15 protein-coding genes are annotated in these 20,211 nt (G+C 67.5%); 8 read left to right on the plus strand and 7 right to left on the minus strand.

Features of this window, described 5'->3' with window-relative positions:
• Positions 1–4: 4 nt before the first annotated feature.
• From RMCN_RS29985 to RMCN_RS29995, 3 genes are read right to left on the minus strand one after another with little or no spacing between them, the layout of a single operon-like run.
• Entirely contained in the window at positions 5–3,169 is a 3,165-nt protein-coding gene (locus tag RMCN_RS29985) for an AAA family ATPase (protein ID WP_067396842.1), read from the minus strand.
• 10 nt (positions 3,170–3,179) lie between these two features.
• Positions 3,180–4,040 (minus strand): SDR family NAD(P)-dependent oxidoreductase, encoded by an 861-nt coding sequence (locus tag RMCN_RS29990; RefSeq protein WP_067396895.1) that lies wholly within the window; start codon positions 4,038–4,040, stop codon positions 3,180–3,182.
• Positions 4,034–4,705 carry an MBL fold metallo-hydrolase gene (locus RMCN_RS29995; protein ID WP_067396843.1) on the minus strand — a complete coding sequence of 224 codons (672 nt, stop codon included), beginning with the start codon at positions 4,703–4,705 and terminating at the stop codon, positions 4,034–4,036. Before RMCN_RS29995 ends, RMCN_RS29990 begins: the two co-directional genes overlap by 7 nt.
• Before the next feature lie 85 nt (positions 4,706–4,790).
• On the opposite strand from RMCN_RS29995, the gene uvrA reads away from it, so the two are divergent.
• Entirely contained in the window at positions 4,791–7,700 is a 2,910-nt protein-coding gene (gene uvrA, locus RMCN_RS30000; RefSeq protein WP_064416163.1) for an excinuclease ABC subunit UvrA, read from the plus strand.
• Between the two features lie 68 nt (positions 7,701–7,768).
• Here the strand turns inward: uvrA and RMCN_RS30005 are convergent, their stop codons facing one another.
• Positions 7,769–8,926 carry a winged helix DNA-binding domain-containing protein gene (locus RMCN_RS30005; RefSeq protein WP_067396845.1) on the minus strand — a complete coding sequence of 386 codons (1,158 nt, stop codon included), beginning with the start codon at positions 8,924–8,926 and terminating at the stop codon, positions 7,769–7,771.
• 119 nt (positions 8,927–9,045) lie between these two features.
• Here RMCN_RS30005 and RMCN_RS30010 point away from each other — a divergent pair, with 119 nt between their 5' ends.
• The 3 genes from RMCN_RS30010 to RMCN_RS30015 all read left to right on the plus strand — a co-directional run bounded on the left by RMCN_RS30010 (position 9,046) and on the right by RMCN_RS30015 (position 12,391).
• Positions 9,046–9,519 (plus strand): lipoprotein LpqH, encoded by a 474-nt coding sequence (locus RMCN_RS30010; protein ID WP_064416161.1) that lies wholly within the window; start codon positions 9,046–9,048, stop codon positions 9,517–9,519.
• A 62-nt stretch (positions 9,520–9,581) separates the two neighbouring features.
• Positions 9,582–11,201 carry a hypothetical protein gene (locus RMCN_RS31200; protein ID WP_067396896.1) on the plus strand — a complete coding sequence of 540 codons (1,620 nt, stop codon included), beginning with the start codon at positions 9,582–9,584 and terminating at the stop codon, positions 11,199–11,201.
• Positions 11,183–12,391, plus strand: coding sequence for a CHAT domain-containing protein (locus tag RMCN_RS30015; RefSeq protein WP_165604501.1), 1,209 nt, complete (start codon positions 11,183–11,185; stop codon positions 12,389–12,391). The genes RMCN_RS31200 and RMCN_RS30015 overlap by 19 nt, the downstream gene beginning before the upstream one ends.
• On the opposite strand, the gene RMCN_RS30020 is transcribed toward RMCN_RS30015, so the two are convergent.
• The gene (locus RMCN_RS30020; RefSeq protein WP_067396846.1) at positions 12,392–12,847 is read right to left on the minus strand and encodes a hypothetical protein; all 456 of its coding nucleotides are present in this window, start codon (positions 12,845–12,847) and stop codon (positions 12,392–12,394) included. It abuts the gene before it with no gap.
• An 85-nt stretch (positions 12,848–12,932) separates the two neighbouring features.
• Here RMCN_RS30020 and RMCN_RS30025 point away from each other — a divergent pair, with 85 nt between their 5' ends.
• Together RMCN_RS30025 and RMCN_RS30030 are read left to right on the plus strand one after the other, a co-directional pair.
• Positions 12,933–14,237: a hypothetical protein gene (locus RMCN_RS30025; protein WP_067396847.1), complete on the plus strand. Its 1,305-nt coding sequence runs from the start codon at positions 12,933–12,935 to the stop codon at positions 14,235–14,237.
• Positions 14,234–15,313, plus strand: a complete 1,080-nt coding sequence (locus tag RMCN_RS30030; protein ID WP_067396849.1) for a hypothetical protein — start codon at positions 14,234–14,236, stop codon at positions 15,311–15,313. Before RMCN_RS30025 ends, RMCN_RS30030 begins: the two co-directional genes overlap by 4 nt.
• Here RMCN_RS30030 and RMCN_RS30035 read toward each other — a convergent pair.
• Entirely contained in the window at positions 15,307–15,624 is a 318-nt protein-coding gene (locus RMCN_RS30035) for a hypothetical protein (protein ID WP_234787842.1), read from the minus strand. The two genes, RMCN_RS30030 and RMCN_RS30035, sit on opposite strands and share 7 nt — an antisense overlap.
• Before the next feature lie 116 nt (positions 15,625–15,740).
• Here RMCN_RS30035 and RMCN_RS30040 point away from each other — a divergent pair, with 116 nt between their 5' ends.
• Together RMCN_RS30040 and RMCN_RS30045 are read left to right on the plus strand one after the other, a co-directional pair.
• Positions 15,741–16,037: a DUF732 domain-containing protein gene (locus tag RMCN_RS30040; RefSeq protein ID WP_064415255.1), complete on the plus strand. Its 297-nt coding sequence runs from the start codon at positions 15,741–15,743 to the stop codon at positions 16,035–16,037.
• A gap of 58 nt (positions 16,038–16,095) precedes the next feature.
• Positions 16,096–16,884 (plus strand): M15 family metallopeptidase, encoded by a 789-nt coding sequence (locus tag RMCN_RS30045; RefSeq protein WP_084377894.1) that lies wholly within the window; start codon positions 16,096–16,098, stop codon positions 16,882–16,884.
• A 10-nt stretch (positions 16,885–16,894) separates the two neighbouring features.
• Here RMCN_RS30045 and lysX read toward each other — a convergent pair whose 3' ends face one another.
• Positions 16,895–20,200 carry a bifunctional lysylphosphatidylglycerol synthetase/lysine--tRNA ligase LysX gene (gene lysX, locus RMCN_RS30050; RefSeq protein WP_067396850.1) on the minus strand — a complete coding sequence of 1,102 codons (3,306 nt, stop codon included), beginning with the start codon at positions 20,198–20,200 and terminating at the stop codon, positions 16,895–16,897.
• Between the last annotated feature and the right edge of the window lie 11 nt (positions 20,201–20,211).

Raw genomic sequence — 20,211 nt, forward strand, 5'->3', positions numbered from 1 at the left:
CCGGTCACGGCATCGCCGCGGCCCATCGCATATGCGCCTCAAAGCCCAGCGACGTCGCCATCTCCCGGTAGCGGTCACGCAGTTCGCCGTAACGGGCATGGTCGCCGCGGGCACGGGCCAGAAGGGCTTCCATGTGTAGCAGCCAGATGCCGGGGATGACGGATCCGTCGGCCGGCGCGGCGGCCAACGCCGCGATCGCGGCCTGCGCTTCGGTCACGTCGTCGCTGCCGCCGCGGTCCAGCAGGGCCTCGACCAGCAATCCGGTGGCTGGGATGTAATAGCCGCGATGGCCGCGGCCCATCATCTCCTCGACCGAGTTGCGCAGGGTCGCGATGCCCTCGTCGCGGTGACCGGCGAGGGCTTGTTCCCGTCCCAGGTAGGTCTCGAGGACTGGCAGTTCAGACACGTGGTACCGCTGCCGTAGCCACACCTCGCGAAGCTCGATCAGCAACTCGTGTCCGCGGTGCCGATCTTCTGTGCCCTCGCGGAGCATCAGCGCGCTACCCAGAAGCCACTTGACCATGACGACGGCGTAGTCGTTGCCGGCCGCCTCGGCGGTCTGCAGCGCGGCCTCGACGGTGTGTACGGCGCGATCGTCGGGCAGCAGGACGCCGTGCCAAATACCCATTCCGTATCTCCACGACAGGACCACGGCCAGCGTCAACGGTTCAGCGGATTGCTGGGCGAAAGCGGCCGCATTGTCCAGGTCGTCGTGCCACGTCGAGTGGCCGAGCCACCACCGGGCCATGCCGCGCAGCGCCAAGGCCACCGCGAGAGGTGAGCTCACCACGAGGCTGCCCTTGGTGGGATCTCCGTCGGCCCAGTCGATCGTGGCTTGCGCCCACCGCAGCACCGCTGCCATCTCACCGGTTTGCGCCTTGACGCCCATCGCTCCGAAGGCCGCCTGAGCGGTCAACATGGGATCGCCGATCGAGTCGAGCAGCGCCAGCTGTTCGGACGCCAGGCGCTGTGCCTCCTGGAACTCGCCACGCTGGGAGTGCGCTGCCATGGGCCCCATGGCGGCGATGGCCAGCGAGGTCTTGTCGTCGACGGCGGCACACAGCTCGCGCAGCTCGGCGAAGCGCGCAGCGGAGTCCTCGGCGTGCACGCGCCAGTCCGTTGCACACAACGTCGTGCGCGGCGCGATGCGCTTAACGGTCCGGTCGGGGTGGTCGACAGGGAAGGCGTCGGCAACCAGGCGGGCTCGCTCCCAGCTGAGCCGAGCAGCGGCGATGTCGCGGTCGACGGACCATGTTCCGGCGCGCATATGCCACTCGTATGCGGCGTCCAGATCACGTGCCGCCTCCAGATGCTCGGCGATCAGTGCTGCGCTCCCGTCGCCGGAGCCGGCCGAGCGCTGCTCGATCGTCGCGGCCACCCGTCGGTGGACTTCGGCGCGGTCGGACTTGAGCTGCGTCTCGTAGGCGACCGTGCGGATCAGGGGTTGGTGGAACACGTACTCGGGGTGCCGGGTGAACGTGACCTGGTCGATGAGCTGAGCGGCCAACAGGTCGTCGACCACAGGGTCGACGCCGATGTCGGTCAGCAGCTCGGTTCCGAACCGCAAACCCACCACGGCCGCCGCCGCCAAGGTGCGTTTGGCCTTCGGATCCAGCCGATCGATGCGCGACGCGATCGTTGCTTGCAGCGTGGCGGGTACGACGACATCAGCTGCATCGGCGGTCATCACATAGGAGCCCGGTTCGCCCTGCAGCACACCGCGTTCGGCCAGTTCGAGCGCGATCTCTTCGGCGAAGAAGGGAGTGCCCGCCGCTCTTTCGGTGATGGCCTCGGCCAGCGTTCGTACGGAGTCGTCATCGCCGAGGAGATGCGAAACGAGCGCCGCTGTTTCGTGATCGCTCAGCGGTGCGAGGGCGAACGTCTGCGCCCCTGGCACCTGTGCCAGTGTGCCGCGATACTCGGACCGGTAGGTGATCACTGTCAGCAACGGCGTCTGGGGTATCACGCTGAGGAAGTCGGCGAACAACGATTCGCTGGCCTCGTCGATCCAATGGGCGTCTTCGATGAGGTATACCGCTGGCGTCCCAGCGGCCAGCGAGGCCGCATTCACCCATGCAGTCAAACGCCTGCGACGCGCGTCGGGATCGATGCTCGGCAGCGGAGCGTTGGCATCACCGATGCCGAGCAGGTCCTCGAAAAGCGCCAAGTCCACGGAGTCCGTATCGGCGGACTGCGCCCGGAGTAGGGTGCGGGCGCTTGCCGCGCCGAGACCTTCGACGCCGGTTGCCGCCTTGAACAGGCTCTTCACGACGTGAAACGGGACCTGGCTGGTGTGCGATTCGCAGAAGGTGGCGAACAGGTCGACGCCCCGTGCGGTGGCCATTTCGGCGAGTTCGCGCGCAAGCCGACTCTTTCCGATACCTGCCGGACCGGTTACTCCGACAACGGCACCCTGGCCCTCGATGGCCCTGTCCAACAGGCCCTCGAGCGCGGTCATCTCCCACCGTCGACCAACGAGTTGCGATTCCGAACGCCGTGCACCACGCCGCTGCGTGAAGCCCAGGAGCCGGCGGGCGACGATCGGATCGGCTGATCCTTTGAGGTGCACCGACTCCGGTTCGCCGAGCGCCGCGACGCCTTGGACAAGCCGCACTGTGGACCCGCTCAGCATCACTCCACCGGGAGGTGCGACAGACTCCATCCGCTGGGCCATCCCGACGTGTTCGCCGATCGCCGTGTAACCCGGTGCGGCCGTGGCTAATTCGCCGGTGATCACCTGACCGGAGTTGAGGCCGATCCGCAGTTGCAGCTCCACGCCGTCGCGTCGCCGCACATCTTCGGCGACGTCGCGAATGCCGTCCTGAACGCCCAATGCGGAAAGGCATGCCCGCACGGCATGGTCCTCGAGTGAAATCGGTGCGCCGAAGACCGCCATGATGCCGTCGCCGGTGAATTTGTCCACTGTGCCGCCGTAGCGCCGCACAACCGCACCGGCGCAATCCACCAATTGGGCCATGATCTCGCGCAGCCGCTCGGCGCCGACTGAGCGGGCGATGTCCATTGAGCGCACAACGTCGGCGAACAGCACGGTCACCTGCTTGTACTCGGCGCGCGGTCCTTCGCGGGTCAAAGGCGCGCCACACTCGCTGCAGAACTTGGCGGTGGCGCGTACCGCAGCGCCACACGTCCCGCAGCGGGCCTCCTCCACCCGATAAGTGTCACCGCAAAACGCGGTCGAATTGCCTGATCGGGTGAATTCCGTGCAGGTCGCGGTACGACGCCGGCTCGCGGTCTTCGGCGTCCTTGATGCCGTACTGCGCCGCCAACTCCGCGCCGATGAAGGTCTGGCCGCTCTTGTCCATCAACTGGGGGTCGTGGAACAGGGCCCAGATCAGGTGCCCGGTGAACTCCGGTGTCTCGGTGTTGTCGAGGAGATGGGCGAGCTTGTCGGGCGCGGTCGCGACGAGCTGCTTGAAGCGTTCGGTCAACAGCACGCCCATCCAGATCGAGGCCGTCGCGATGCCGAAGTCGCGGAAGTCGACCGCCATGTCGGCGGCCATCTTGTCGGTGCCGGCCTTGTGAACGCCGTACGCCGGGCCGAACACATAGTGGGCCGCCCCGGGCGCGGAGGTGAACACCACCAAGCCACGCCGCTGCGCGAGCATCAGCGGGGCTGCGTACACGGTCGCGACATAGCTGCTGCGCAGTCCCACGTCGAGGGTGTCGATGACGTTGACGGGCTCTTCCCAGAACCGGGTCCGGCCCATCATCTCATCGCGGATGGTCACCGCGTTGTTCACCAGGATGTCCAGCCGGGCCTGTTCCCGCCCGACCCGCTCGAAAAGGGCTTTCGTCTGTTCGTCGTCGGCATGGTCGACGCGGACGGCGATCCCGGTGCCGCCCGCGGCCGTGACCAGCTCGGCGGTCTCGTGAATCGTTCCGTCGAGCACCGACTCGCCCGCGCGCTCGGTGCGTCCGGTGACATACACCGTGCAGCCGTGGCTGCCCAGGGCGTGTGCGATTCCGCGTCCGGCGCCGCGGCTGGCACCCGTGACGACTGCGACCGGCGCGTCTACCAACCGCGTTCTTTCCACTCGGCCAGATGCGGCCGCTCCGCGCCGAGCGTCGTGTCGTCGCCGTGGCCCGGGTAGACCACCGTCGAATCGTCGTAGACCTCGAACACGCGGCGGGTCACATCCCCCAGCAACTGGTCGAAAGCCCCGTCCTCCCACGTCTTGCCGACACCGCCGGGGAACAGGCAGTCGCCTGTGAACAGGTGCGTCGACTCATCGGCCCCGTCGAGTGCGAGCGCCACCGAGCCGGGAGTGTGGCCCTGCAGGTGGATGACGTCGAAGGACAGCTCCCCGATGTCGACCTTGTCCCCGTGGGCGAGGTTCCGATCGGGCCGGACCGGCAGCGGGTCGGCGTCGAGCTGGTGCGCGGCCGTCGGCACCCCGGTGACCTTGGCCACTTCTTCCAGCGCCTGCCAGTGGTCGAAGTGCTGGTGGCTCGTGACGATCAGCGACAGTGTCGGGGCGTGCTTCTCGATCAGGCCGAGGAGGACCGGTGCGTCGTTGGCGGCGTCGATCAGCAGGGTTTCGCCGGTTTTGGAACACGTGACCAGGTAGGCGTTGTTGTCCATCGGGCCGACCGAGACCTTGACGATCGAGGCGCCCGGGAGCGTGCGCCGGGCCGCGGTCCCTGGCTCGACGTGGCCGGTGTAGTTGTCGTCGACGAGGGTCATGTGTTTCACCGTATCCGCCTTGTCTGGGGCTTGTCGGTGGGTCCACATAGAGTGGTTTTGAACTATGTCTTCGGGAGGAAACCGGGTGGCTGACCGCCTTGTCGTCAAGGGTGCGCGCGAGCACAACCTGCGAAGTGTCGATCTTGATTTACCACGCGACGCGCTGATCGTCTTCACCGGGCTGTCGGGGTCGGGGAAGTCGTCGCTGGCCTTCGACACGATCTTCGCCGAGGGCCAGCGCCGCTACGTGGAGTCGCTGTCGGCCTATGCCCGCCAGTTCCTCGGTCAGATGGACAAACCCGACGTCGACTTCATCGAGGGTCTGTCCCCGGCGGTGTCCATCGACCAGAAGTCGACCAACCGCAACCCGCGGTCGACGGTCGGCACCATCACCGAGGTCTACGACTACCTGCGCCTGCTATACGCCCGCGCGGGCACTCCGCACTGTCCCATCTGCGGTGAGCGCATCGCCCGGCAGACGCCTCAACAGATCGTCGATCAGGTGCTGGCCATGGACGAGGGCCTGCGTTTCCAGGTGCTCGCGCCGGTGGTGCGCACCCGTAAGGGCGAGTTCGTCGACCTGTTCGACAAGCTGAACACGCAGGGCTACAGCCGCGTGCGTGTCGACGGTGTGGTGTATCCGCTCACCGATCCGCCGAAGCTCAAGAAGCAGGAAAAACATGACATCGAGGTGGTCGTCGACCGCCTGACCGTGAAGGCCAGCGCCAAGCAGCGGCTGACCGACTCGATCGAGACCGCGCTGAATCTCGCCGACGGCATCGTCGTGCTGGAGTTCGTCGATCGTGAGGACGACCACCCGCACCGCGAACAGCGGTTCTCCGAGAAGCTGGCCTGCCCAAACGGGCACCCGTTGGCCGTCGACGACCTCGAGCCGCGGTCGTTCTCCTTCAACTCGCCCTACGGCGCCTGCCCCGAATGCCTGGGCCTGGGCATCCGCAAGGAGGTCGATCCCGAACTGGTCGTGCCGGATCCGGACCTGACCCTGGCTGAGGGGGCGATCGCACCCTGGTCGATGGGGCAGACCGCGGAGTACTTCACGCGGATGCTGGCCGGTCTCGGCGACGCGCTCGGGTTCGATGTGAACACGCCGTGGAAGAAGCTGCCTGCCAAGGCGCGCAGGGCGATTCTCGAGGGCTGCGACGAGCAGGTGCACGTGCGGTACAAGAACCGCTACGGCCGAACCCGTTCGTACTACGCCGATTTCGAGGGTGTGATGGCGTTCCTGCAGCGCAGGATGGAGCAGACGGACTCCGAGCAGATGAAGGAGCGTTACGAGGGCTTCATGCGCGACGTGCCCTGTCCGGAGTGCGAGGGCACACGGCTCAAACCCGAAATCCTCGCGGTGACGCTGACGGCGGGCGAGTTCGGCCCGAAGTCCATCGCCGAGGTCGCCGAGTTGTCCATCGCGGAGTGCTCGGAGTTCCTCAACGCGCTGACGCTGGGCGCACGCGAACAGGCCATCGCGGGCCAGGTGCTCAAGGAGATCCAGTCGCGGCTGGGCTTCCTACTCGACGTCGGCCTGGACTACCTGTCGCTGTCGCGGGCCGCCGCCACGCTGTCCGGCGGTGAGGCGCAACGCATCCGGCTCGCCACGCAGATCGGATCGGGGCTCGTCGGGGTGCTCTACGTGCTCGACGAACCGTCGATCGGGCTGCACCAGCGGGACAACCGTCGGCTGATCGACACGCTCGTCCGGTTGCGGGATCTGGGGAACACGCTGATCGTCGTCGAGCACGATCTCGACACCATCGCCCATGCCGACTGGGTTGTCGACATCGGCCCCGCGGCGGGCGAGCACGGCGGTCAAATAGTGCACAGCGGACCCTACGACGAGCTGCTGAAGAACCCGGAATCGCTTACGGGAGCCTATCTTTCGGGCAAGGAAGAGATCGAGGTGCCGGCGATCCGGCGGCCGGTCGACAAGAAGCGGCTGCTGACGGTGGTCGGCGCCCGCGAGCACAACCTGCGCGAGATCGACGTATCCTTCCCGCTCGGGGTGCTGACCTCGGTCACCGGCGTTTCGGGATCGGGTAAGTCGACGTTGGTCAACGACATCCTGGCGTCGGTGTTGGCGAACAAGCTCAACGGGGCGCGGCAGGTGCCGGGTCGCCACACCCGGGTGACGGGGCTGGACAAGCTCGACAAGCTGGTCCGCGTCGACCAGTCACCGATCGGCCGCACACCGCGGTCCAACCCCGCCACCTACACCGGCGTCTTCGACAAGATCCGCACGCTGTTCGCGGCCACCACCGAGGCCAAGGTGCGCGGGTATCAACCGGGACGGTTCTCGTTCAACGTCAAGGGCGGTCGCTGCGAGGCGTGTTCGGGTGACGGCACCATCAAGATCGAGATGAACTTCCTGCCCGATGTGTACGTGCCATGCGAGGTGTGCCACGGCGCCCGGTACAACCGCGAGACGCTCGAGGTGCACTACAAGGGCAAGACCATCGCGGAGGTTCTCGACATGTCGATCGAGGAGGCGTCGGAGTTCTTCGCGCCGATCACCTCGATCCACCGATACCTCAAGACGCTCGTCGACGTGGGCCTGGGCTACGTACGCCTCGGACAGCCGGCGCCGACGCTGTCCGGTGGTGAGGCTCAGCGCGTGAAGCTGGCCTCCGAGCTGCAGAAGCGGTCGACCGGCCGCACGGTGTACATCCTCGACGAGCCGACCACCGGCCTGCACTTCGAAGACATCCGCAAGCTGCTCAAGGTCATCAACGGCCTTGTGGACAAAGGCAATACGGTGATCGTCATCGAGCACAACCTCGACGTGATCAAGACTTCGGATTGGATCGTCGACATGGGGCCCGAGGGCGGAGCGGGCGGCGGCACCCTCGTCGCGTCGGGCACCCCGGAGGACGTCGCGGCCAACCCGGACAGCTACACCGGTCACTTCCTCGCCGAATGCCTGGGCGTCGCACGACCGAAACCCAAGGCGCGCAACGGGAAGCGCGCCAAGGTCAGCGCTTAGCGCCTTCGCCGAGAATGCGGTTTCTGACGGGATTCGGTCGAAATCCGTCAGAAAGCGCAGTCTCGGCGTCAGCCCTTCGACAGCGGCGACGGGAACCGCGGGCTGACCCGTACGCCGTCGAGCCAGTCGGTCAACTCGTCGGCACGCTTCTTCAGTTGCTTGTGCGCCGAACGACCGACGTCCTCGAGCAGTCGCAACTCGACTCGGCCGTCGTCACCCTGGCCCCACGCACCGACGATCCTGCCGTCGCACCATGCGGTGGGCCCGCCGTTGCCGTTCCTGTCGAATACCTGCGCCCGGTACGGCCCGAGATACCAGTCGCGGTCGAACCAGCCCATCGTCGTGACGTCCAGACCGGGCAACAGGGCGCACCACGGTTCGGGTTCGGGTTCGACGTCGAGATCGTCGGGCAGGGCGAACCCCGGTATGCCGTCCAGATCGACCTCGACCGCGCCGACGTCCCGCAACGCCTCCCGCGCCCATGTCAGCGTGTTGCCGAACCACCACTTGACATCGGCCACGGTGGCCGGGCCGAACACTGCGAGCCAGCGGCGCACAAGCTTCGTGCGGGCCGTCTGCGGGTCGGCCGCATCGGGCGTGCCGATCCAGTCGTCGGTGGCAACCCAACGCGGTCGTGACGTCGTCCATTTTCCGTCGTTGGGGCCGCGCATGATGTCGCCGCGCACCGCCAGCACGGTCAAGATGCGCGGTGCCAAAGGGGTCTGGCCGCCCCACCGCTTACCCGGGGCCGGGTCCCAGGACCCCGCCAACTCGGGTAGCGCCTCGCGCAGGTCCTTCGCGCTCGTGGGCCCCCGTTCGGCCAGATGCATCAGGACCGCCGCGCGGGCCGCGCCGAGCCATGCGTCGCCATCGGTGCAGACACCGGCCTTCTGTGCATCAGCGACGAGCCGCCGACGCTCGGTGTCGGCAACCCGGTCGCTTGCCGCGGACTGGATCAGCGGCACGTCGGCGGTGCGCACGGTCCACAGCGTTCTGCGCATCGCGAGATGTTTGACCAGCATGCGCCGCTCGTAGAGTTCGGCATCCAGATCGGCGACGTCAAATCCTTGCAGCCGCGCCCACATCGACAGGTACGGGGTCGCCGGATCAGTCGCATGCAGCCCGAGCACACCGTCGACCACAGCACCGATGGAGCCCGCCGGTGAACAGAGGAAGTGCCGACGCGCGAGCCGTGCCCGCCGCTCGTCGATCGTGAATCTGCGCATCGCCTGCGAACCGTACCGTCGGGCGCCGACAAAGTTTGGGATCGGTAGCGACCGGCGCGGTTTTGACTTACCGCCATGACGGGCGCCATCGGGGCGACGTCCCAAAGAAGGGAAGATCGATGAATCGCGTTGTTGTGGGTCTGATCGGACTGGTCGCCGGCGCCACCGTGCTGGTGGGGTGTTCGGACGACAAGGGAAGCGCCCCTGCGGTCAGCGCGGCGGGCGTGAGCAGTGGCGGCAGCACCGAGGTGAAGGTCGACGGCAAGGACCTCGAGGGACTGGACCTCAACACCGTCACGTGCGTGAAGCAGGGTGGCCGGATCAACGTCGCCAGCGGCGCGATCGGCGGTCAGCAGGGTCTGGGCATCGTGATGAGCGATGAGGCGAACCCGAAGGTGGAGTCGTTGGGCATGGTGGTCGACGGAAACGCCCTCGCGGTCAGCAACACCATGGGCGCCAAGGTCGGTTCGGCCGAGGTGAAGGTCGACGGCGACACCTACACCATCACCGGCGAAGCGACGGGCGCCGACATCTCGAACCCGATGGCAGGGTCGATTACCAAGCCGTTCACCGTCAAGGTCAACTGCAGTTGAGCGATCCACCTCCTGAAGCGGCGGGCGTGCCAGGCATGCCCGCCGCTTTCTATGATTCGACCGTGGCGATCCCCGCGGACCTCGAGCGTGCGCGTCACCTGGCGTTCGCCGCCAACGAAGAGGCGGCCAAGGATCTCCTGCTGTCTCTGGTGCCGCAGATCGAACAGGCCGGCCGAGACGACTGGATGCTCGAGGTGTACGCGCTGCTCGGCGAGATCTACCTGGTCCGCACGGCGTACAACGGCACCGAGGAATGCCTGAACCGGATGCGTGAGTGCCTGGCTGCCTATTCGGCGATCCTCGCGGGCAGCAAGCCCGAGGCCGCGGCACAGGTGACGATGTCGACGGCCGAGATCGAGCTGATGGTGCGCCGGTACTCGCGGCGGGCACAGTTCCTGCAGACCGGGTTGGCCGCTGCACACGGGGACCACGAGACCGCCGAGGCCGCGCTGATTGCGCTGACCGACGACGAGCCGGTTGCCGGACTCACCGCCGAGCACCGATTCCTGATCACGTACGCCGAGATCCTGTGCGCGGTCGCACTGTGCGACGATGACCTGCACGTGAAGTCGATCCCGTTGTGGGAGCGCGTGATCGACGTGATTGATCGCCCGGGTGATGGTAGTGAACACCACGATCACCTTCTCGTCCTGGGAGCCACCGGCTATGGCAGGTTCTGCGTCGAGACCGGTCGGCTCGTTGCGGCCGAGCCCTGGCTGCGGCGGGCGGGGGCGCGCGCGGAGGCGCGGGGGTGGAGGTTGGCGGTGGCGCGCACTCAACTCGAACGCGCGACGGCGGCGTGGTCGGCGGGGGACCGGCCACAGGCGCAGACGTTGGTCCACGAGGCATATCCGGCCATCGCCGAACAATCTCGCGCACACGACGTCTCGCGGTGCTGGCTGTACTTCGGCCTGATCAGCATCTCCGTGAAAGCGCTCGACGATGCCGACGAACGGCTCGGCCACGCCGAACGGCACTGGCGTGAGATCGAGAAACCACTGCACATCCACCGGATCTTGTTGCAGCGCAGCTGGGTAGATATCTTCCGCGGAGACTTCGCCGCAGCGCTCGAGCGCGTCGAAGAGGCGCGCGAACTGCTCGACGCATGGCCACGGCACAGCTGGCTGCAGTACGCCCGCCTCGACGACCAGCTCGGTAACGTCTGGCGGGCCGATGCGCTGGGCGATCCCGTCCACGCGGCCGAAAAGCTGGAGAAGGCCGCCGAACTCAAGCTTCCCGCCGCGATGGCCGTCGACTCGGTTCGGTACTCGATTCCCGACGCCGATGCCCGGATGCGCTGGGCGACCTACGTTTCCGCCCCGATTCTCGCCGGTGCCTTCGCCGTCGCATGGGAGTGGGGCAATACCGATCTCGTCAGCGAACTCATCGAATACCACAGCGCGCGGGGCACGTTCACCGCCGAACCCGCTTCCGTCGACACCATGGACTGGGCGGGTACCGCCACAGCGGCCGTACCTGTGGAGTCCGCCGACGAGTACGCGCTCGTCGCCGCCGGACCGGCGGTCACTTCAGGTGCGTCGCTGACCCGGCTGGGACCGTTGCCGCCGTTGGTGATGGACCCTGCCACCGCACCGATCATCGGCCGCTACCGCGCGCTGGCAGCCGAGCGGTACGGCCGCGATGTGACCGCGGACGAGCCCGCGTGGTGCACGTGGCCTTGACCGAAACCCTCGTCCTGCGCTTCGCCGACGTCGGGGTGGCGACGTACGCGGCCCTGCGGGTCGTCGGCGACCCGTCGCGAACCGTCACCTGGGTGGTCGAACAGCCGGATCTCGTTGTAGCCGAGCAGCGACTGGCCGAGGCCCTGCCCGACCCGATCGGCACCGAGAACCGTCGCGACGCGCTCGACCGCGCGATCACCAGGGGAGAATTCGCCTCGCCTGCCACCGAATTCGATCTCGCCCGCGCGCTGGGCACCCGGCTGATCGCGCCGGCCGGCTGGCAGCTGCTCGTCGAGCATGTGGCGTCACCACGCGCGACACTGTTCGTCTCGCCGAGCGCACGGTTGGCCAGGACGCCCTGGGGCCTGCTGGCATCGCCGGACGACGACGGCACCCGGCTGATGGAACTGGCCGAGGTCATGATGGCCGTGCCTCCCAACATCGTCAATTCGCCGCGGGCTCCGGTGGATTGGAGCGACAGCGGCGACAAGCCCGTTCTGTTGGTGCTGGACCCGCGCGTTCCCGGTCAACGCCCGGACGCGGCGTTGGGCTCCGTGCTCGGCAGACCGTCGCCCGATACCGTCCTGGCGCGGCATTTCGCCGGTCTGGCCGCCCGTCGCGCCGTGCTGCCGGACGTGACGGGCGCAGTCGAGCTGTTCCGGCGCACCGACGCCGACCGGGGTTGGCTGGCCGGTCAACTCGCCCGGCACCCCGGCCGCATGGTGTACGTCGGGCACGCCACGGCCGCCGACGGCGACGCCGGCCACGCGGACCGCGCCGCACTGCACCTCGCCGAAGAACGGCCGCTCACCGCGGGCGAGCTCATGACGGCGAGATTGCCTTTCCCTCCGCGGGTTGCGCTGCTGGCGTGCGCATCCGGCGGGGACTATCAGTTCGACGAGGCCAGCGGGCTGGTGGCGGCGATGACCCTGGGTGGCGCCCAACTGGTCACCGCCACGTTGTGGTCGTTACCGACGACCGCGGGCTATCGGCAGTTCGCCGAATCCGATGCCGACCCGATGAGCGAGACGATCGTCGCCGTCGACTGCGCCCATGAGGCCGATGAGGCCGGCCGCGCGGTCAACCGCTGGCAGCGGCAACGGATGCGCGACTGGCGCGGCGGCGATCTGACCGCCAGCCCGCTGTACTGGGCGGCGCTGGCCAGCTTCGCCGTCGACGGCGCGCGCTGATCACACCGGCGCCACACAGATCGCCACGGCGGTCTCGTCACCTGGTCGGTAGTAGGTGTCGATGATGCTGCCGGGGGAGACCTTCACGAGCGCGGACGCCGGCACCAACGCCGTCTCCCGGGCGGGAAACTGCCCCCCTCCAGGCCTTTTGACCATCACATCCAGTTCGACCTCCCGGCAGTCCTCGAGCGCCTGCCCGGTGGGCCGCATCGCGGTGACGACGGCCCGTGATCGAGTGCCGTTGCGGATCAACTCGAGTCGGTCGCAGGTGAGCAGGCCTTTGCGCACCATCGTCCGGTCGAACTCCGCTCGCGCGGCGAGGATGTCCTCCGCCGTGGCCAGACGCTCGTCGGCCTCGCCGGACTCCACACGCGAGAGCTTCCAAGCGGGTAGTAACGAAGCGGCCGTCGTACCGATGTAGACGATGCAGACGAACGCGAACAGCGCAGTGAACATGACCTAAAGGGTCGGACGGGCGTGCCGCTACCGAACCCAACTTTCCTGCTGTCCACAATCGCCGACGTACTTCTATCCTGTCCTGATGAGCACCGAGACGGCCGTCGCCGTCGCCCATCCGCGCCGGGCGGTCATCGACCGGGCCTGGCGTGCCATCGGGCCCGGCGTCGAGGTGCTCAGCGGTGAAGACGGCGGGCCGCTGCGGCGAACGGTGAAGCGGGTCATCGATCCGCTGGTGCTGCGGCTGCGCTCGAACACTCATTTCTCGGCGCCCTTCGTCGCGCCCGACGTGGCCGATGCGATGTACGACGCGATCGTCGGCCACGCAGCGCAACTGCGGGACACCGCGGCCTGGTTCGACGTCCTCAAACGGGAGCGGCGCCGCTTACGCATCACCTCGGGCAATGCCCAGGAGCTTTACTTCCCGGTGTGTTTCGAGCTGGCCGTGACGAAAGGCGCTCCCTCACAACATGGTTCGGGCGCCGAGGAGGTGCTGCGCGACATCCACAGTGAACGTGACCGCACGGCGATCGAGGTACTGAACCGGTTCGTATCCGACGAGAAGGTCATCACCGAACTGGAGAAGCAACTCAGCAGCAGCTGGCGAGACGTGCGCGCGGGCAACGCAATCACCGGTCCGTTCATGGCCGGGCTGACCACGGTGCTCGGCGCCGCCGACAGCCACTCGGCCACCGCCGCGCGCCAGCGTGTGTGGCAGGCGTTGGTCGCCGACGCCGCGCCGTACAACCTCGGAGCCAAGGCCCGCAGCAGGCCGGCCGAGTTGCCGTGGTCCATCGTGGACCTCGGTCTCAGCTCTGTTGAGCCACAACAGCGGCCGAGCGTCATCGGCAGCACGGACAACGACCGGCCCCTGAACCGCGGCGTGATCGACAGGGTGCGCGCAACGCTGCGAAGGGCCATGGACCGCGACGAGCTTCCCGACGTGCCGACGTTGTGCGCCGAAGAGGTCGACCGGGCCTGCGCGCCTTGGGGTCTGATCGGAGAGGACAAGCAAGCCACGCTGGTCGCAGGAATCGAGGTGGCGGTGCATCTCGCGCCGTTGGCCGATGTCGCCGATTCTCGCTACGAGTTGGCCCGGCAGATCCAGGCTCGGCTGCGCAAGGAGGCCTACGTGCTGCACGCGCGCCGCTACCTGGTCTCCGGCCAGCCGATCCATCCGCGCCAGCAGCAGGTGATCGACGAGCTGGCCGCATTCGCGCGCCCCTACCTGAGCCGGTTGTGGGCCCGGCTGCACGGCCGCGATGTATGGCAGGAACCGTGTGACGACGTCGATGACGTCCGAGCGGTGCTGGAAGGGGTGGCCCGGTCGGTCAGCCTGGACCACCGCCAGCGGATCAAGACCATGCTGGAGCTGCAGGTGGCGGGATGAGGCTCACGGCAGATTCGGGTCTGTGGACGACGGGACCGCTGGTGGCCCCGGCTCCGCTGGTGGCCGTGCTGGAAGTCAGCGGTGCGGTGCTGTCATGGACGGTCGACGATTCGACGGATGCCCAGATCGCGTTCACCGATCCGGCGCGAGCCGACTGGTTGTGGCGGGTGGTCGGTGAGACCGGCCACCACGCCGTGGTCTGCGCGCTGGGTGACCGCGTCGCTGTCGACAGCGTGGAGGTGGCCGGTGTGACCCTGGTGCCCGATGCGCTTGCTCCGTTGCGTCGGCTCGCGCTCGGCCACTGGCTACGGCGCTGGTGGCCGGCGAGCCAGCGGGATGCGATCGCGACCCTGGACGGTGCGCTTTTGGACGCCGAGGTCGCGCTGTTGACCGCCGCGGCGCAGGACTACTTCGGTGACGAAACCTTCGACTCGGAGATCACCCATCTGCTTGCCCCCCACGCGGCGGCGCTGGATGCCGCTGCGCACGAGGGCGATCCGCGGGTCACAGCGCTTGTCGAGCTGTGCCGCAACGTGGCCGACGACGTCGGAGTCGCACTCGACGCGGGCCCGGTGAGTGGCCGGCGCGCCGACTACGCACTTGCGGCAGGGGCGGATACCCACCTCCGGGGCTCCGCGGTCATCGGTGATGGCACCGACTCGCTCAACTGGGCGGCCGTACCACCAGGGGTCTTCGACGCTGCCGAGGACACCGTCACGTGGTCAATCGAAGCGACCGGCGACGGTGTGAGCGCGGTGGTGGACGTGGAGTTGACAGGGCAGGGCACCCCCCACGGCATCACCGTGCGGTTGGAGTCGGGAACCGTCGGCGGGACGGGCGTACTCGGAGCGGACGGACGTGCGTCGTTTCCCGTTGTCGACACCGACAGCACACCGATCTCCGAAACCTTTGCCTGGAACCACGACTGGCGCGGCGCGAGGGTGGTGGTGGGCGCCGATGTCGACGAGTCGGCCCAAACCCGCGAGCGGGTGCGCGCCTTCGCTCGGTCGCGGATGGATCAACCCGGTCCGGATGCGTTCCTGGCCGAGATCCTTGCCGCCGAATCGGATTACTGAGACTCGTCGGACTGTTTGCGCATCTGCTCGCGGATCTGTTCCAGGCGCTCGGCGGCCGCCCGCTGCCGCTCGTCGTACTGCTCGGCGACGCTTCGACCTTCGGGGGTTTCGGCCGCGAGTTCGGACGCGCCGATCGCGGTGCCGTAGCGGGTCTCGATCTTCTCGCGCACGGCGTCGAAGGTCGGCACACCACCGGGGGTGTAGCCGCTGTCGACCGGCTCGACCGGAGTGGTGGACTCAGGTTTCGGCTCCACGACTTCCGCGTCGACGGCGGGTTCCTGATCCTGTTCCGGAGTGGTGTCGCCCGGCATGCCGTTCACGGTACCCGCCCGCCCCTCACGACGGTTATGGCAATTTTGACGAAAGCCCCGCGTTGCTTGTACGACGCGCGTAGCGTCTTGCCGTCATCACGGCGAAGGGAGCCACCATGCGCGGCGGCATCATTTTCTCAGCGGTTGTCGGCGTCGCCATGGCGCTCGGCACCGCCGCACCGGCCTTGGCCGACGAGACCGACGACATCTTCGTCTCGGTGCTCGAGGGCGAAGGGATCCCGTTCTCGACCCCCAAGGACGCAATCAGCCTTGCCCACGCGGTCTGTGATTACGTGGCCGCCGGGCAGAAACCTGAACAGGTTGCGGTCGAGATCAGTGAACCTGCCAACTGGACCCTGGAGCAGAGCGGGTTCTTCGTCGGCGCCGCGACCCAGTCGTACTGTCCGTCGTAGCTCAGTCGTAGCTCCGTTCAACTGGGCGGGAAGGCTTCCCGCCGTGTTGCAATGGAGCGTGCACAGAATCACGGGAACCCTCGCCGTCGGTCTTCTGGCCGCGATCATCACTGTGCCGCCCGCCGCGGGACAATCGGAACCGACAGCACCTGCCGACTTCGTCTCACTGAGCGACGTGGCCCCGACGATCCTGCAGGACATCCGCTACCGCACCCCGCACAACTTCGTCGGTGACCCGATCGACGGATACCGCGCGCCGGTGTGCATCCTGACCCGTCCGACGGCCGAGGCGCTGGCCCGCGCACAACAAGACTTCCTCGAACGCGGCCTGTCTCTGAAGGTATACGACTGCTACCGACCGCAGCGCGCAGTCGACGAATTCGTTGCATGGGCGAACAATCCACTCGACCAGCGGATGAAGGCCGAGTTCTATCCCCGGGTCGACAAGTCGCGGTTGTTCGCCGACGGCTACATCGCCGACCAGTCTGGGCATACGCGCGGCAGCACCGTCGATCTCACCCTGGTGCCGCTGCCCGCGGCAACGACGCCGCCTTATGTACCCGGCGCGCCGCTGGTGGACTGCGCCGCACCGCAGGCAGAACGCTTCCCGGACAACAGTATTGACATGGGTACCGGTTATGACTGCTTCGACACCCTCGCCAACACGCTCGACGCGCGTGTCCAAGGCCCGCAACTGCAGAACCGGCTGCTCTTGAAGAAGGGCTTGCAGAAGCACGGGCTGCAGAACTACGAAAAGGAATGGTGGCACTACACGTTCAAGCCGGAGCCGTACCCGGACAGCTACTTCGACTTCCCGGTCGACGCGTCCTCGCTGACAGGAGGCTGACGCGCTTCTGTCATCGAGGTTTGGCCAACGGGAACGGAAGCGTCTCGCGAATGCTGCGCCCCGTGATCAACATGACGACGCGGTCCACGCCCATACCCAATCCGCCCGTGGGCGGCATCGCGTATTCCATCGCCTGCAGGAAGTCCTCGTCGAGTTCCATCGCCTCCGGATCGCCGCCCGCGGCCAGCAGGGACTGCTCCTGCAATCGGCGGCGCTGTTCGACCGGATCGGTGAGTTCGCTGTAGGCGGTGCCGAGTTCGACGCCCCACGCCACCAGGTCCCACCGCTCTGCGACGCCGGGGATGCTGCGGTGCGGACGGGTCAGCGGTGAGACCGACGTCGGGAAGTCCTTGTAGAACGTCGGCGACTCGGTGCGGTCCTCGACCAGCCGCTCATAGAGTTCCAGCACCACCGCACCTGCGTCCCAGTGCGTGAGGTATGGAATGGCAGCGGCGTCACACAGTTTGCGCAACCGCGGCAACTCGGTTTCGGGGCCGATTTGCTCACCGAGGGCTTCGGACACGGCGTCGTGCACCGTCTTGACCGTCCACTGACCGGAGATGTCGACGGGCTCGAGCCCACCGCCTTGCTGGGGCCGGTAGAACACCTGCGCACCGTTGGCGGCCTCGGCGGCGTTCTGGATCAGCTGCCGGCAACCGTCGATCCAGACGTTGTAATCCGCGTGCGCCTGATAGGCCTCCAACAACGTGAATTCGGGGTTGTGGCTGAAGTCGACGCCCTCGTTGCGAAACGCCCTGCCCAGCTCGAAAACTCGCTCGACACCGCCCACGCAGAGCCGCTTGAGGTACAGCTCGGGAGCGATCCGCAGGTAGAGGTCCAGGTCGTAGGCGTTGATGTGGGTGAGGAACGGCCGGGCGTTCGCGCCACCGTGGATCTGTTGCAGTATCGGCGTCTCGACCTCGAGAAACCCCTTGGCCACCAGGGTTTCCCGAATCGCGTGCAACACGCCGCTGCGCGCGCGGATGAGATCGCGAGCCTCGGTGTTGATCGCCAGGTCGACGTAGCGGGCGCGCACGCGCGCTTCCTGGTCGGTCAACCCCTTCCACTTGTCGGGGAGCGGGCGCAGGCATTTGCCGATCATCCGCCAGTCACGCACCAGAAGGGAACGGGTGCCCTTCTTGCTGAAACCCATCGTGCCCGACACCTCGATGAGGTCACCGAGATCGATGGCATGCGTGAAGTCCGCCGTCGTCGCCGATTCGAGCAACGAATTGTCCAACAACAACTGGACTTCGCCGGACCAGTCGCGCAGCTGGGCGAACAACACGCCGCCGTAGTCGCGGCTGCGCAGCACCCGGCCCGCCACCGTCACCGGAATGTCGTCGTCGGCGTCGATCGCCTCGGCGATGGTGTGCGACGGTGGCGTACCGACGGGATAGGCGTCGGTCCCGTTGTCCTGCAACGCCTTCAGCTTGGCCATGCGCACCCGCACCTGTTCGGGCAGCCGCGGCTCGTCGGCATCGGGCAGGTCGGCCGCCAACCCGCTGAGATCGGGGGCCGTACCGTCGGGGTGCAGCAGCCCGGTCGCCATCAGGTTCTGCGGCACCGCGGTGTGGTGACCGGTGTGCGGCTGCTCGTGACGCCGCGAAAAGGGCAGCACCAGAAACCCTTCGGCGATCACCGAGGCCACCCCGACCCGGGGCACCAGTCGGGCGTCGTCGTAGCAGGCGTAGCGCGGCACCCATTCCGGTTGGTATTTCATGTTCGAGCGGTACAGCGTCTCGAGCTGCCACCACCGGGAGAAGAACACCAGCAGGCTGCGCCACAGCCGCGCGACCGGGCCCGCCCCGAGCTGGGCGCCCTGTTCGAACGCCGAGCGGAACATGGCGAAGTTCAACGAGATCCGCGTGATGCCGATGTCCTCGGCCTGCATGCACAGTTCGCTGACCATCAATTCGATGGTGCCGTTGGGGGAGTGGGGTGCACGGCGCATCAGGTCCAGCGAGACGCCGTTGGTGCCCCACGGAACCAACGACAGCATGGCGACGACTTGGGCCTCGTTCTGGACCGCCTCGACCAGAAGGCAGTCGCCGTCGGCAGGGTCGCCGAGCCGGCCCAGCGCCATCGAGAAGCCGCGCTCGTCGTCGGTGTCGCGCCAGGCGTCGGCGCGGGCGATGACATCGGCCATCTCCTCGGCGCCCAGATCGCGGTGCCTGCGGATGCGCACACTGACGCCCGCACGCCGCGCCCGGGTCACGGCCTGCCGGACCGCGCGCATGTCCGGTCCGGACAGCCGGAAGTTGTCGGGATGCAGAATGGCCTCGTCGCCGAGTTGCAGGGCGTTGAGCCCGGCCTCACGGAACGCCTCGGCGCCGGCCGAACTCGCGCCCATCACCCCGGGGGCCCAGCCGTAGCTCTGACACAGCGCGAGCCACGCCTCGATCGCCGCCGGCCACGCCTTGGGATCACCGACCGGGTCCCCGCTCGCCAGGCACACACCGACTTCCACGCGGTAAGTGATCGCGGCACGCCCATTGGGCGCGAACACCACCGCCTTGTCGCGGCGCGTGGCGAAATAACCGAGGGAGTCGTTCTTGCCGAACAACTCCAGCAGACCCCGCAGTGCGGATTCGTCCTCGCCGGTCAGCGCGTTCTCGGCGCGCTGGGACTGGAACAGCACGATCGCCGCGACCATCAGGGCCAGTGCGCCGAAAAGCCCGAGCACCGCGTTGATCAGGACATGCGGATGGCCGGTGAAATTCGAGGAGTCCGCGCCCGCGAACGCGCTGACCCGGTTGAGCGCGTACCAGAACCGGTCGTCGCGGCTCAGCGTGCCCGGGAACAGTTCGAGCAGACCCCAGCCGATCAGGGTGCCGATCGCCATCCCCGCGACCAGCACGAGCGCCGCCTTGAGCAGGGCGCCGCGGCGCACCTTCGCCCAGAACTCGCCCCGAGCCAACAGCAGGAACAGGATCGCGGCGACATGGAAGACCAGTCCGATGACCTCACCGATCTCCTCGACCACCGACTCGTCGCCGGACACCAGGTCCGCGACGTTGAAGACGATCGCGCCCACCATGTAGCCGACGAGGATCCACCAGGCGATCCGTTTGCGTGCCGCCAGCGCCGCGGCCAGCAGCGCCAGCACGAACGCCCACGCGAAGCTGGTGTCGGGGAAGTTGAAGATGTAGTCGTTGACGAACTCACGCGGAACCCGGATGACCGACCGCACGAACGGCGAGACGCTCGCCATCAAGGAGAGCGTGGCGATGATGCCGACCGCCCAGCCCGCCGCCGCGGGCACCCACCAGTACCTGGACCTGCGGCGGGTGACGGGCAGGCTCGCGACGGTCATAGGCCGCGACA

The organism is Mycolicibacterium novocastrense (assembly GCF_001570485.1).
GTDB lineage: Bacteria > Actinomycetota > Actinomycetes > Mycobacteriales > Mycobacteriaceae > Mycobacterium > Mycobacterium novocastrense.